The sequence below is a fragment of the Bacteriovorax sp. PP10 genome (assembly GCF_035013165.1).
Taxonomy (GTDB): domain Bacteria; phylum Bdellovibrionota; class Bacteriovoracia; order Bacteriovoracales; family Bacteriovoracaceae; genus Bacteriovorax; species Bacteriovorax antarcticus.
Genome location: NZ_JAYGJQ010000003.1, coordinates 1 through 14,853 on the forward strand (window position 1 = coordinate 1; position 14,853 = coordinate 14,853).

The window sequence follows — 14,853 nt, forward strand, 5'->3', positions numbered from 1 at the left end:
AAAAAAGAATGAAAGAACGAGAAATAGTTATGTGCTTACTCGAAAAGCATGAGATGATAAAAAGAAAAAGATGCGGATTGGAATACGGTAGATGAAGAGGAAGTTTTTTTGTGAACACTACAAGGTACTGTGCTCCGTATGTGGGATACTTTCGATTGGAATAATGATTAAGAGGTTATGATGAAAACACTTATGATAATTTGTACTCTGCTTTTTTCTTTAAAAGTATTCGCTTTAGATTCATTTGGTTCAAAAGATTCAATAAAGTTGTTTGCATCTGGCAAGGCCACCTTAGAGAAAGAGATTAGTGTTTTTGATAATCCTGATACTATTGGAGCACCTAAATATATTATTAATGAAAGTGGGTTGATAATAAATAGAAAGATAATTCTATACGATCAAATTTTAAAATGTGAGTTAAGTAATAATTTAAATAAATGTTCTGATGAAAAAATTCCAGATTTTGTAAAAGCACATTATCACGTTGTATCTCTAGCTGTTGAAGGTAATGATAATAATATTTTGAAAGTAGTTGAGAATGATAAAAATTATTATTTGAAAATGTCGGAAAAGGATTTTAAGTTTTCTCAGTGGCCGGATGGTAGTTCTTGGAAGGTCTTTTCAAAAACAGAGGCATTTACTGAATTTAGTAAAATTATGGAAAAAGATCAAAGTTTAAGAGATTTTTTTGCAGGAATTAAAAAATGTGTAAAGGAGAAAAGTATTCCTTGTCTTATTAAATATACTAAATTAGAAAAAAATATTCAGCAAATGTTTAAGTATCGTGAGATTGCTGAGGACCCTAAACTATGCAAAGAATTTTTAGCATATGATGGACTGAATTCATGGGAAGACATGGAAGAAATGACCAAGAAATATAAAATTAAAGATTCTCCAATCGTCTGGAATTTATTAGATGATTTATTAGCATTCGATAAGAATAAAATATCAATTGTGTTAAGAACTGAAAAATTTAAAAGTGCCGAGATGATAGATTTAAGTAGCAATATAGACAGTAAGCTAGCTTGTGAGAATACAACTAATTTGACGATGGAAATTACAAAAATGGAAAATGGAAACAATACTAAAGAGTGGAAAATTACATTTGTTAAAACTTACTCAAGAGATACTATTTAAAATTTCTAATGTCTTGATTTGTAATTTTGATATACTTGATTAAAGAATGTAAGTGCAGTTCAAAATACTCATCAAAACTTTTCGAAGTTTTTTCCGCCCAAATCCTTCTCGTCGGCACTGACAACCTTCTGACAACCAAATCCTCAAACGTCTTCGGCATCTCAGTCTTACAAATCTGAATCAAATCCTCTTCAGTCGGAAGCTTCCACTCAAACGGCGCAACCACAGAAGGTCTACGAAGTGGCGTCTCAGTCTTATCACGATTAAAACTCAACCCAAATCTATGACAAATCTTCTGCGTAATCTCACGCCCCATCACACGAAACGTCGTATATTTCCCACCAGCAATAACATAAGTATCAGAGCTCGGTTGAAACACTCTATGCTCACGCGACGTCTTCCCACGATCGGCCCCAGAATTCGCATCGCGAACTAACGGTCTAATCCCAGCAAACGACCCAATGATATTTTCTTTATTCAAATTAAGATTTGGAAAGTAGACATTTAAGTTTTTAAGCAAGTACTGAATCTCTTCTTCAGTCGGCTTCACATGAAACAGATCATCTTTATTCGGAACTTCAGTCGTCCCAACTAAAACTTTCTCACCATGAGGAATAACAAAAATAACTCGATCACCGAATTCATCCTGAGGAGTCATAACAATCGGATGAGTTAAGGGAAGATCCTTAGCGCTAATCCAGATGTGCGATCCTTTTGAAGGAAGAAGCACGTCTTGCCAATTATAAAAGCTGTATTGCTTTAAAAACTGGTCTGTAAAAGGCCCAAGCGCATACACCACTTGATCAGCAACAATATTTGTTTCAACGCCTGTAAATTCATCTTTTAGCGTTAGCGTGTTTTTGTTATTAATTTTTCTTACGTTGACGACTTTCGTATGGTTAATGGCATACGCATGCGGCTCGATAAGAGCATCATAAATCACTTCTAGAGTAATTTTAGCATCGTCCATGATCCCATCATAATAAACACCAGCACCAGTCAATCCATTAGGATTCAGGCCAGGGATATCATGAAGCGTTTCATTCTTATTTTTTGTCGTGTACGGAGAGTTTTTAAAACTCGAAAGCAGGTCATATAAATATAAACCAACTCGAATCATCCAAAGCGGACGTTTCGCATCTTTATAAACGGGAAGATAAAAAGGAACTTCTTTTGCTAGGTGAGGAGTCAGCTTCAACCAAAGATTTTTCTCGTGAAGTGCTTCAAATACCAATGGGAAGTCAAAGTTTTCTAAATAACGAATTCCACCATGAAGCATCTTTGAACTTCTTTCACTTGTCTGAGAGGAAAAATCTCCGGCCTCAACTAAAAGAGTTTCAACGCCATTCATGACCAGGTCGCGGAAAATTCCGGCCCCGACAATTCCGCCACCGACGATGACAGTTTTATAATTCGTTTTTAGGTGTGTATCTGAGCTCAAGAGTTCTCCCTGCCGACAATGGCAAGTGTAGCGCTGCATGTGATTTGGTAAGCGTTCACGCGGGCGTGAGAGCGTTCAAATTGCAGAGGTGAGAGTTGGAATGTTAGACCAAGAAGGGCGTTCGCGTGTTGAGCGAAAGCTTTCTGCTTTAATTGGGCAGTCAGGTCTTCGTATAATAGGGCAAATGAATTGTGATAATCCTGAAAAACTTTTTCAGTTGAAATTTCTGAATTGTTGTTGAAATCAAATAATTCAGAATGTTCACGCTGTGATTTTTCAACGTACTGAAGTTTTTCTAATTCAGCTTCTTCGACAACTGCAAAAGTTGTCTGAACGCCAATATAGCTTTCAACGAAGTAACCAGGAATGGCCGCTGTTGTTGAAATGATAATATCTTTAATTGATGTATTTAAGTCAGTAAGTTTTAAACTCTCTGAACGGTTTTGTTTTAGGCTGTCTTTTTTTAGTAATCCCCTAGGATTTCCTTCGCCTGATTTTGAAGGATGAACTTCGTCAGATAAACCGACTTGAAGATCTAGATCAAAACGGCGCAGTTTGTGCGCGATAATGATGGCCGTGTATTCGCTGATCTGAGGAATGATCAGAGCGCCAAATTCCATGGCCTTTTGAGTATCTTTTTCATTTTGGTCGTTGATGATTCCGAACTCTCTTAGGATATCTAAAATGTTTTCAGCATCGTCTTGGTATTTTATGTTACGGGCGATAATCGTGTAGGGAGGATTTCCTCCACCTAAACTAACTTTTCCGTATGAGAAATTTTGAGCAAAGGATTTTACGTCTTCAAATTTTTCAGATGTATTCGTGTAAATTGGCTCGCTGGCCGTTGATGCACGGTTGTCATATCCAACGTCCATGTCATCGTCTAAAACATCATTTGAATGATCTTGGTGATCGTCTAATGAGTCTTCCAGCATGCTTTCTTCAGTGACTTCACCGAAAGAAACTTCTGCTAACTCTTCAAGAGGTTCAGACTCATCTGTTGATCCAAAAGGATTCTCACCAAAAGATGTTTTATCGTAAGAGACTTCTTCTGAATCAGATGATTCAAAAGTCACTTCATCAAGTGAACTAGGCTCAAAGCTAATTTCTTCTTCGTCTGTATTTTGAAATGTATCTTCTGATGGAAGGTCGGGAAGTGCTTCACTCGATTCGTCTAGTGCGTTGACATCGACGCCAGTTGAAGTGAGGTCTTTAGGCGGAGAAGAAAAGGTGTCGAATCTCGAGTCAAGATCGGAATCTTCCTGATGTAAAAACTCAGAAAGATCCTCAATTCTTGTCATATCGTTATTGTCGGCACCTTTTTTCTTCTTAGCCATTTTTTTTACCAATTAATTAAGCGTCTACTCCATGGCACTGCTTGTATTTCTTTCCAGATCCACAAGGGCAAGGATCATTTCTTCCAACTTTTGGATTTGATCTCTTGATGGCCTTAGCTTCTTCTTTTACCGTTTCAGCTTCTAGAGATCTTCTGTGTGCTTCAAGTTGAGCATCAAGTTCTTCCTGGTGTCTTCTTTGAAGCTCTTCGATCTCGGCCTTAGTATAAAGTCTAACAGTAAATAAGTTACTAACAATCGAATTCTTTACTTGGCCTTTCATAGCGTCGAATAGGATGAAAGATTCTTTTTTGTATTCAGTTAAAGGGTCTTTTTGAGCGTAAGCGCGCAGGTTAATCCCTTCTTTCGCATGGTCCATATTAAGTAAGTGATCCTTCCAATGCTGATCGAAAGCTGAAAGAAGAATCTCTCTTAGAGCGTATGTAACTTGTTCTGGCTCGTAAGAAGAGAATTTTTTCTCAAGGATTCCGTTAGCAGTGTTAGCGATATAACGCTCAATTTCTCCACCAGCAGACGCCACACAATCATTGTATGAAATTTCATAGTCAGTATTGAATGTTGTTTTGAATCCAGGTTTCATTTCTTCCCAGTTCCAAGTATCCGGAGAAGCTTTTTTATTTTCTGGACGGTAGTTTTCTAACCATTCCATTGCTACGTCTTCCGTCATCTCTTGAACGAAACCGTGGTTGTCAGCATCGTTTAAGATGTCGCGACGGATTTTGTAAATGATACGACGTTGCTCGTTCATAACGTTATCGTACTCAAGTAAATGCTTACGAATATCAAAGTTATGTGCTTCAACTTTCTTTTGAGCTTTAGCAATCGCGTTTGAAATCATTTTGTGTTCAATAGGCTCGTCTTCTTTCATACCAAGAGTATTCATAAGACCTGCGATTTTATCAGATCCGAAAATTCTCATTAAATCATCTTCAAGTGATAAGAAGAATTTCGAGTTCCCTGGATCTCCCTGACGACCAGAACGACCACGAAGCTGGTTATCGATACGGCGAGATTCATGGCGTTCAGTACCAAGAATATAAAGACCACCAGCTTTTTTAGTTTCTGGAGTTAACTTAATATCGGTACCACGACCGGCCATGTTTGTTGCGATTGTTACAGCACCTGGTTGACCAGCGTTTTTAATGATCTCAGCTTCACGCTCATGTTGTTTAGCGTTCAATACTTCATGTGGAATTCCTGCAGCTCTTAATTCATTTGAAAGAAGTTCTGAAGTCTCAATAGCGATTGTACCAACAAGAACCGGCTGTCCTTTAGCGTGAAGAGTTTTAATTAACTCAGCCACTGCTTTGTACTTAGCTGAACGGTTTTTGTAGATGATATCTGCTTCATCAACACGTGCCATTGGAAGGTTAGTAGGGATTACCACAACGTCTAGTTTGTAGATCGTCATGAATTCTTCTGCTTCTGTATCTGCTGTACCCGTCATACCTGAAAGCTTTTTATAAAGTTTGAAGTAGTTCTGGAAAGTGATTGAAGCAAGAGTCTGGTTTTCAGATTTAATTTTTACGCCTTCTTTAGCTTCAACCGATTGGTGAAGACCATCAGACCAACGTGAACCTTCTTTTAAACGTCCTGTGAACTCATCAACGATGATGATTTGTCCGTCGCGGTTAACATAGTCAACGTCAAGTTTGAAAAGGCTGTGAGCTTTCAATGCCTGGTTTAAATGGTGAAGCAGGTTAGAGTGCTCAACATTGTAAAGGTTGTCTAATTTTAGAAGTTCCTGAACTTTAACAACCCCTTCTTCAGTGAACATAGCAGAACGTGCTTTTTCATCTACTGTGAAGTGAACATCTTTTTTTAGTTGTGGGATAATATCGTTAGCAACGTAATAAAGAGAAGGATCCCCTTCAGACGGCCCAGAAATTAATAATGGAGTTCTCGCTTCATCGATTAGAATCGAGTCAACCTCATCGACGATACAAAAGTGGTGGTCTCTTTGAACATATTCTTCAAGAGAAAACTTCATGTTGTCACGAAGGTAGTCGAACGCGAATTCGTTGTTTGTTCCGTAAGTAATGTCGCATTTGTAAGCAACTTGGCGGTCTTCATCAGACATTTGTGAAAGGATAACCCCAACAGAAAGTCCAAGCCAGTTGTATAAAACTCCCATTTCATCAGCATCACGTTTTGCCAGGTAATCGTTTACCGTAACAACGTGAGCGCCTTTGCCTTCTAAAGCAACAAGGTAAAGAGGAAGCGTACCAGTTAAAGTCTTACCTTCACCGGTTTTCATTTCGGCGATACCACCGTTGTATAAAGCAGCTCCACCCATTAACTGAACGTCGAAGTGTCTCATTCCTAGAACGCGAGTTGAAGCTTCTCTGATTGTTGCGAAAGCTTCTGGAAGAAGGGACTCTACCGTTGCTCCAGCAGCAAGCTTGGCGCGCAGTTTCGGAGTCTGAGCTTTTAGCTCTTCGTCAGTCAATTTTTGCATTTGTGGTTCAAGTGCATTGATCACTTCTACGATTGGTCTTAGTTTCTTTAGGTCACGATCGTATTTCGTACCGAAAATAATTTGCAGTGGATTGAACATAAAAAAAGTCTCCTGAGTCAGATATAAAAATTGTCGTTAAAAATGTTAATTAAGTGTGTAGTAAAGTGGGTCAACGGGTGTGCCGTTGACACGAACCTCGTAGTGGACATGCGGCCCTGTCGAGTACCCTGTGTTCCCGATGGTTGCAATTCGATCGCCACGCACTACTTTTTGCCCGCGTTTAACGGTAACAGTAGAAGCATGACCGTAGATAGTTTCGACCCCGTATCCGTGGTCGATCTGAACGAAGTTACCAAATCCTGATTTCGCTCCGGCATAAGTAATAACTCCATCGGCAGGTGCCACGATAGAAGTTCCACTTGGTGCACCAACATCTATCCCTTCATGCATTTTAACTCTTCCAGCATACGGAGACATACGTGGCCCGTAGCTTGAAGTTAAATGTCCTGCAGTTGGCATAATTGTCGGAGTCGAACGTAGAAATGATTCTTTATCCAGTAAGTGCTGATCGAGTTGATGAACGCGCACTTCTATTTCTTTTAAATAATTGACGACAACGTCGTACTTGTAATCGAACTCAGCATACATGGGCGCCATACTTAAACTCTGACGAGTTAAGAACGACCATTCTTTTGAGTAAGTCACATCAGTATTGTCTACATATGCAGACGCAATTTTTTCTTCGTATGATTTTTTTGTTTCAACAAACTTTTTATCGTCTTCAAACTTTTCTAATTTTTCAGCAGTCTTTGTTGGAGTCTGTTTGAAAATCCTGATCATTGATCCAGGAGTGTAGTCGCGGTCAGGTTCTGCCAGAACATTGTTTGTGTTCGGACGGTTATTGAAAGATCCGGCATCAACAGTTGTTGGCTGAATCGCTTCAAGGCCTGTGATCGCACGAAGTTTTCTTTCAAACACGTTGATGCGTTCAAGATCTTCGGTGATCGAGTTGAGCTTCATCTGGAAAAGTTGAACTTGTTCTTTAAGCTGACGGTTTTCTACCAGAAGATGTTTGTTCTCATAAACCTGACTTAAAACATTCCAGTAGTCGTACGTTAGGATTCCTAAAAGGATTGAGAACGTAATAAAAAGAAAGACGATACTCTTAAAAACAAGGCGAGGGATCTTAATCGATCTTACGTCTTTGTTTTTCTCGGGAATAATCATCAGTGTATAATAGCGATCCAATGGAAACTCCATTTTTCTTTTTTGGTAAAAGCATCAAAAATTGCACTAGTAAATTGTAAATTTGAAGGGGAGTAAAAGCAATGGAAATATAGAGCGAACTCTTATATTAACCAATAAAAATGCTGCGCATTTTTTCGCTCTATTGAGCTATGACAAGAATTGCCGTGATGTTATCTTGACCACCATTTTCGTTGGCCTGATCAATGAGCGCATGAACGACTTTATCCGCGACTTCTTGAGTCGCAACACTTGGGTCAGGAATAAATTTATTGATGATATAAACGATATCTTCATCACTAACTTTCCCATGAAGCCCGTCTGAGCAGCAGAGAAAAATATCATTTTTGACCACTTTATACGTGAAGACATCCACGTCAACTTCATCTTCAAATCCCACAGTACGAACCAGCACGTTTTTCTGCGGGTCCATAGCGGCCTGTTCTCTAGTATACATTCCGTAATTAAGCTTTTCCTGCACCAAGGAATGGTCGCGTGAGAGCTGATAAATCATTTTGTTATTGATTAAATAGGCACGTGAGTCACCAACATTTCCGACGTAAATATTTTGCCCACGAAAGTAAAAGCTGACTATTGTAGTTCCCATTCCAACAAGCTCTGGATGGGTTTCTCCGAAATTTTTAATGGCGCGGTTAGACTCTTTAATGGAGCTGGTGATTAACATCTGAGGTTCCATTTCCAGATTCTGTGAAAGGTAATCCGGGTAGGCCTTAACTGCCATCTGCGAAGCGATATCTCCACCATTATGTCCACCCATTCCATCGGCAACGACAAATAGCTTTTTCTCAAGACTCAAAAAGTACGAGTCTTGATTAGTCTTTCTTTTTCGTCCGATATCGGTGTGGCCGGCGGCGATTAATCCCATCTGTGTAATTATTCCATTAAAGTTCGCATTGATTGATTAAATCTATTGTCATTGTGGCCCCGATTTTTGTCAAATTCATTTTTAAAACACCGGAGTGTTTTGCTCAGTCTATATTGGTTAGGTAATTTTTTGAACTTATGTCATAATTAAAATGACTTAACAAAAGACCAAATTAGAAAGTTTTGATGGGGGGACTAATGTCGAAATTAGATATCAATAAGTTCATGGATGATAACTATAGAGTTTCAGATTTCTCGCATTTACATTGGACAGGTACATTTCAAGAGTACTTGGATCTGGTAACTGCGAATCCAAAAATTACTAGAAATGCATTCCAACGTGTACACGATATGATCATGTCATATGGTTCTACAAATTACTCTGAATACAAAAAAGATGTTCTTAGATATCACTTCTTTGATGATCCAATTCAAAACGGAAAAGACGCTGTTTTTGGTATTGATGTTCACTTAATGAAGCTTGTTAACTTCTTTAAGTCAGCAGCAGCTGGATACGGAACAGAAAAACGCGTTCTACTATTGCACGGGCCAGTAGGATCAGCGAAATCTTCAATTTCTCGAATGATTAAAAAAGGTATTGAGCACTACTCACGCACTGATGCTGGAGCTCTTTATACATTTGAATGGTTTGATGAAACAGAATCTGAAATCTTAGGTGGAGCGAAAATCTTCCCATCACCTATGCATGAAGAGCCGCTAAAACTTCTTCCAGTTGAAGTAAGAAAGCAATTCTTAGATGAAATCAATAAAGGTAGAAAAGACGGACACAAAGTAAATATTAAAGCTGAAGTTTGTCCGGCAGATCGTTATATTCTTGGAGCTTATTTAAAGAAATATAATGGTGACTGGAAAAAAGTTTTAAATCACGTACGTGTTAAGCGTCTTCTGCTGTCGGAAAAAGACAGAATAGGGATTGGTACGTTCCAGCCAAAAGATGAGAAGAACCAGGATTCAACTGAATTAACTGGGGATATCAACTATAGAAAAATCGCTCAGTACGGATCGGATTCAGATCCACGTGCATTTAACTTCGACGGAGAGTTTAACATCGCTAACCGCGGTATCGTTGAATTTATCGAGATGTTAAAACTTGACGTTGCCTTCTTATATGACCTTTTAGGGGCATCTCAAGAGCAGTCAATTAAGCCAAAGAAATTCTCTCAAACTGATATTGATGAAGTTATTTTAGGCCATACAAACGAGCCGGAATTTAGAAAACTTCAATCGAATGAGTTCATGGAAGCTCTAAGAGATAGAACTGTAAAGATCGACGTTCCGTACATCACGAGACTTGATCAGGAAGTAAAAATCTATCAAAAAGACTTCAACGCTGAAAAGATCCCTCATATCCATATTGCTCCTCATACAATTGAGATGGCAGCGACGTGGTCGATCCTTACACGCCTTGAAGAACCAAAGAAGTCTGACTTAACAAAACTTCAAAAACTTAAACTTTATAACGGAAAAACTCTTCCTGGTTACAATGAAGACAACGTTAAAGAATTAAGAAAAGAAGCAATCAGAGAAGGTTTAGAAGGTATTTCTCCTCGTTATATCCAGGATAAACTTTCAAATGCTCTGGTAAAAAACGGACATGTTGGATGTCTTAACCCATTCATGGTTTTCAATGAACTTGAATCAGGACTTAAGCACCACGGTTTAATTAACTCTTCTGAGCAATTAGATCACTATAAAGAGATGCTAGCGATGGCACGTCAAGAGTATGAAGATACTGTTAAAAATGACGTACAAAAAGCGATCTCTGTAGATGAGTCAGCTATTCAAACTCTTTGTGCAAACTATATCGACAACGTTAAAGCTTACACACAAAAAGAGAAAATCAGAAATAAGTACTCTAATAAGTTAGAAGACGCTGATGAGAGATTCATGAGATCAATCGAAGAAAAAATCGATATCCCTGAGTCACGTAAAGATGATTTCAGAAGAGAAATCATGAACTATATCGGAGCTCTTGCAATTGAAGGGAAAGTTTTCGATTACAAAATGAATGAACGCCTACACAGGGCCCTTGAACTGAAGCTTTTTGAAGACCAAAAAGACTCAATCAAGTTAACAACAATCATCTCTAAAGTTGTCGATAAAGAAACTCAAGAGAAGATCGATGTTGTTAAGTCTCGTCTGATCAAAAATCATGGATACTGTGAAATTTGTGCAACTGATGCATTGAATTTCGTAGCTTCGATTTTTGCTAAAGGCGACTCAGCTAAGTCATAGGTTTAATTTTTTTAAGGGATAATAGATGGATCATCCAATAAAAAGAGACCATGCCAGATTTAGAAAAATTGTTAAGGGAAGAATCCGCGACAATTTAAGAAAATATGTTTCAAAAGGTGAAATGCCGGCCCCGAAAGGGGACGGTACCTTTAAAATACCGATGCCTTCAATCGATACGCCGAGATTTAAATTCGGTGATAAGAATCAAGGCGGAATGGGACAAGGAAACGGCGAAGCTGGAGATCCAGTTGATGGACAAGAAGGTGAAGGGCCCGGAGATGGAAAAGAAGTCGGGAATCAAGCTGGTAATAAAGAGCTTGAAGTCGATTTATCTCTAGAAGAACTTGCTTCAATTCTCGGAGAAGAGCTGGCACTTCCAAAGATTGAACCGAAAGGGAAGAAGGCCATGCCTTCTGTAACGAATAAGTACACGTCGATTGGGATGACAGGTCCAAACTCATTAAAACATTTTAAACGCACATACAGAGAAGCGATGAAGCGCCAGATGTCTTCTGGAACTTATGACTTCAATGACCCTAAGGTTGTTCCAATCAAGCGCGATTTTAGATACCGTGCTTCGGATGCGAAAGTTGAATTTGAAAATTCAGCTGTCGTAATCTACATGATGGACGTTTCTGGATCGATGGGTGACGAACAAAAAGAAATCGTTCGTACTGAATCTTTCTGGATCAACCTGTGGTTAAAAAGCCAGTATAAAGACATTGAAGTGAGATACATCATTCACGATGCGACGGCAAAAGAAGTGGATCAAGAAACTTTTTTCAAGACGCGCGAGAGCGGTGGGACACTTATTTCAAGTGCTCTTAAGCTGTGCAAAGAAATCATCGACGCCGACTACGACCCGAGTGAATGGAACATCTACCCGTTCCACTTTTCAGATGGGGATAACTGGTCAGCTGACGATACAAAACTATGTCTGGAAATTCTCGATACTCATCTTCTTCCTGCTTCGAACGTATTTTGTTACGGACAAGTAGAAAGTCGATATGGATCAGGACAATTTTATAAAGACCTTGCCGGAAGATATGGCGAGGACGATGAAAAAGTTATTTTATCGAAGATTAAAAACAAAGAAGCAATTCTTGATTCGATTAAAGATTTTCTAGGGAAAGGAAAATAAGTTATGTCTAGAACGAAACCATTGGATGGAGAGTTACTACGAATCAGAGATGAAATCCACGGCTACGCTTTGGAGTTCGGTCTTGATTTTCACGAAGTTCGCTTCGAGGTATGTGACTACGACACGATTAATATCCTTGCTGCTCAAGGTGGATTCCCATCTCGTTACCCGCACTGGCGTTTCGGAATGGATTACGATCAACTTTCAAAAGGCTATGCTTATGGTCTGCAAAAGATTTATGAGATGGTTATTAACACGAATCCTTGTTATGCCTACCTTCTAAATGCCAACCACCTTGTTGACCAGAAAATCGTTATGGCCCACGTTTATGGCCACGCGGATTTCTTCAAAAACAATGCATGGTTTGCCAACACTGATAGAAACATGATGGCCGTTATGGCCAACCACGGAACTAAAATCCGTCGTTACATGGAAAAATACGGACAAAATAGAGTCGAGGAATTCATCGACCGTGTGAACTCAATTGAAAACTTAATTGATGTTGGAACTCTTTTTGAGACAACGGAATCAAGAAGACAATCTGATGAGCGTATGAAAGTGGCAAGTGAAGAAATTGCCAATCAAACTGATGACAGATCAAATGCGCTGAAGTCTTTTATGCGTGCTAAAGATAGAAATCAACAAGGCCCAGTAGCGCCGGTTGAAGAAGCACCAAATCTTCGCGATAAAAAAGTGGTTTCACCTCGCGATGTTATGTACTACATCCTGGATAATGCTCCTCTTGAAGAATGGGAATCAGATATTCTTGGAATCCTTCGAGATGAAGCTTATTACTTCCTGCCTCAGCGTTTAACAAAAATTATGAACGAAGGTTGGGCAAGTTACTGGCACTCTCACATCATGACGACCAGAGCGCTTAAAGCATCTGAGATCATCGATTACGCCGATCACCACGCTGGTGTCATGGCGATGAGCAAACAAAACATCAACCCGTATAAAATCGGAATTGAGCTTTACAGAGATATCGAATACCGCTGGAACACAGGTCGTTTTGGAAAAGAATATAACGAATGTGAAGACATGGCCGTTAAACACAGCTGGAATAAAGACTTAGGTCTTGGAAGACAAAAAATCTTCGACGTAAGAAAAACTCACAATGATGTAAGCTTCATTGATGAATTCTTCACACCGGAATTCTGTGAACGCCAACAGCTATTCACGTACAAGTTTAATCCACGCACGGGTCGCAATGAAATTGAAACTCGCGACTTCATGGATATTAAAAATAAACTTCTGACTCAACTTTCTAACTTTGGATCTCCCGTGATTGAAGTTGAAAGCGGGAACTTCCAGAACCGTGGAGAGTTACTTCTTCGCCACGTTCACCAGGGAGTTGACCTTGATTTTGGGTACGCTTCAGATACACTGAGAAATCTTTTTGCATTATGGAAGAGACCAGTGAACATCACAAGCCGTCAGGAAGATCAAAACATCACATTAAGTTTTGATGGAAAAGAATTTAAACAAGTAAAATAAAAAGTGAGCTTATTGTGGCGTGACCTTAATGGTCTCGCCATCAAGCTCTTCGATATCGGCCTGGTCAATACTCTTAGCTTCAACCAACGGTTCAACAACTTTTCTCTCTTTTAAAGATTCAATCGTCATTGATTTATCACTATAAATGGGCTCATCACGCTTGATGGTTTTTCCTAAGTTTTCCCACTGAATATACTGCAGAGAAACCCAGCAGCTCATTCCATCAAAAGACTTACATGATTTTTCAGCAGACTCTTCAACACGTCTCTTATCGTAGACTTTATCGTTTTCACCCAGAACTAAATTCACATAAGTGTCCATGATACTGACTTCGAAAGGTGGCTCGTTCTGAAAGGAAATTTTAAGCAAAGTTAATTCTCTTTGAGCTTCAATAAATCTTTTTTCACGAATTAAAAAAGCGATCTTAATGGCCTGTGTGTTTCTTGGATCAAGATTTTTATTAGAAATATTTGCCAGCATCATCAAACCGTCATTCCACTGGTTGAGCATCCACGCAAGTGGAATCGCGCGCTCAAGAGAGTTAGTTGAATCCTGCTTCTTTTGTAGTGCCAATCTAAAGTGACCAAAGGCCAGTTCATATTCTTTATTGGCAAGATTGATATTTCCTTTAATGTTCTCAGCGTTCGCCGAATCGACGTCATCAATGAAGGCCAGTGCTTTTTTACTTTCACCAGAGCGCAGGTACATGAAGGCCACGATCTCACGTAGCTTTTTAGACTGGTAAGAAGACTCAGGTAAAATAGACAGAAGATTTAAAAGCTCTTTTTCTTTGTTGAAATAAAGTCCGGTTTTTAACCACAGGCGCGCCATCTCATCATCGCTAAGTGTGGCCTCAACGTCAGTCATTAAATTTTTCTTCAAGGCCTTGGCGTCGGCAGTTTTCAAAATAATCATTGAGTCCAGCCAGGCCTGATCGTTGCGAGAGAACTTAGAAGTATAAAACTGACAGGCACCTTTTTCACGCATCATCGAAGCAACGTCGTTGACGGCCATGAAGTTAATCAGTCTTAAAAGACAGTTTTGAGTGTAGTAGTTATTGTTGTTAATTCTTTTGTCGTTAAGTTCAGCAAGGGATTTATCAAAGCGCCCATTGATGAAATAAATAATGGCCAGGTATCTTTTTTTAATCCCGGTCACGACACTTTCTCTTTCACTGATGCGATTTAAAAAGAACTCAGCGAGCTTTAAATCTCCACTGATAAGCTTAAATTTCGCCTTCTGCAGGTTAAAGAGATCCACCTGACGTTGGTTATGGTCTTTGGTAATAGAAGACGCATAAGCGGCCTCAATAGACGTGTCTTCACTCTCGAGAATAATCTCTTTAAGTTCATCTTCATTGGATTGAGCAAACGCACTTCCAACGAAAACACTCAGGAATAAAAGAACACATATAACTTTCATGCTTAATATTTCGGGT

The 14,853-nt window shown here is 39.2% G+C and carries 10 protein-coding genes; 4 read left to right on the top strand and 6 right to left on the bottom strand.

Features of this window, described 5'->3' with window-relative positions:
- Nucleotides 1-180 precede the first annotated feature (180 nt).
- On the top strand, nt 181-1,137 hold the full coding sequence (locus tag SHI21_RS17775) for a hypothetical protein (RefSeq protein ID WP_323578351.1): 957 nt from the start codon (nt 181-183) through the stop codon (nt 1,135-1,137).
- On the opposite strand, the gene SHI21_RS17780 is transcribed toward SHI21_RS17775, so the two are convergent.
- From SHI21_RS17780 to SHI21_RS17800, 5 genes are all read right to left on the bottom strand, one after another.
- Entirely contained in the window at nt 1,130-2,578 is a 1,449-nt protein-coding gene (locus SHI21_RS17780; RefSeq protein WP_323578353.1) for a glycerol-3-phosphate dehydrogenase/oxidase, read from the bottom strand. The two genes, SHI21_RS17775 and SHI21_RS17780, sit on opposite strands and share 8 nt — an antisense overlap.
- Nucleotides 2,575-3,915: a hypothetical protein gene (locus SHI21_RS17785; protein WP_323578354.1), complete on the bottom strand. Its 1,341-nt coding sequence runs from the start codon at nt 3,913-3,915 to the stop codon at nt 2,575-2,577. Before SHI21_RS17785 ends, SHI21_RS17780 begins: the two co-directional genes overlap by 4 nt.
- Before the next feature lie 16 nt (nt 3,916-3,931).
- Nucleotides 3,932-6,490 carry a preprotein translocase subunit SecA gene (secA, locus tag SHI21_RS17790; RefSeq protein WP_323578355.1) on the bottom strand — a complete coding sequence of 853 codons (2,559 nt, stop codon included), beginning with the start codon at nt 6,488-6,490 and terminating at the stop codon, nt 3,932-3,934.
- Between the two features lie 45 nt (nt 6,491-6,535).
- Nucleotides 6,536-7,651 carry a M23 family metallopeptidase gene (locus SHI21_RS17795; protein WP_323578356.1) on the bottom strand — a complete coding sequence of 372 codons (1,116 nt, stop codon included), beginning with the start codon at nt 7,649-7,651 and terminating at the stop codon, nt 6,536-6,538.
- A gap of 127 nt (nt 7,652-7,778) precedes the next feature.
- Entirely contained in the window at nt 7,779-8,522 is a 744-nt protein-coding gene (locus SHI21_RS17800) for a Stp1/IreP family PP2C-type Ser/Thr phosphatase (RefSeq protein ID WP_323578357.1), read from the bottom strand.
- 197 nt (nt 8,523-8,719) lie between these two features.
- On the opposite strand from SHI21_RS17800, the gene SHI21_RS17805 reads away from it, so the two are divergent.
- The 3 genes from SHI21_RS17805 to SHI21_RS17815 are packed head-to-tail and all read left to right on the top strand — an operon-like array spanning nt 8,720 to nt 13,415.
- The gene (locus SHI21_RS17805; RefSeq protein WP_323578358.1) at nt 8,720-10,777 is read left to right on the top strand and encodes a PrkA family serine protein kinase; all 2,058 of its coding nucleotides are present in this window, start codon (nt 8,720-8,722) and stop codon (nt 10,775-10,777) included.
- A 25-nt stretch (nt 10,778-10,802) separates the two neighbouring features.
- Nucleotides 10,803-11,918: a DUF444 family protein gene (locus tag SHI21_RS17810; protein ID WP_323578359.1), complete on the top strand. Its 1,116-nt coding sequence runs from the start codon at nt 10,803-10,805 to the stop codon at nt 11,916-11,918.
- Nucleotides 11,919-11,921: 3 nt separating this feature from the next.
- A complete protein-coding gene (locus tag SHI21_RS17815; RefSeq protein WP_323578360.1) occupies nt 11,922-13,415 on the top strand; it encodes a SpoVR family protein in 1,494 nt (497 codons plus the stop codon).
- Between the two features lie 9 nt (nt 13,416-13,424).
- On the opposite strand, the gene SHI21_RS17820 is transcribed toward SHI21_RS17815, so the two are convergent.
- Nucleotides 13,425-14,837, bottom strand: a complete 1,413-nt coding sequence (locus SHI21_RS17820) for a hypothetical protein (protein ID WP_323578361.1) — start codon at nt 14,835-14,837, stop codon at nt 13,425-13,427.
- Nucleotides 14,838-14,853: the final 16 nt, after the last annotated feature.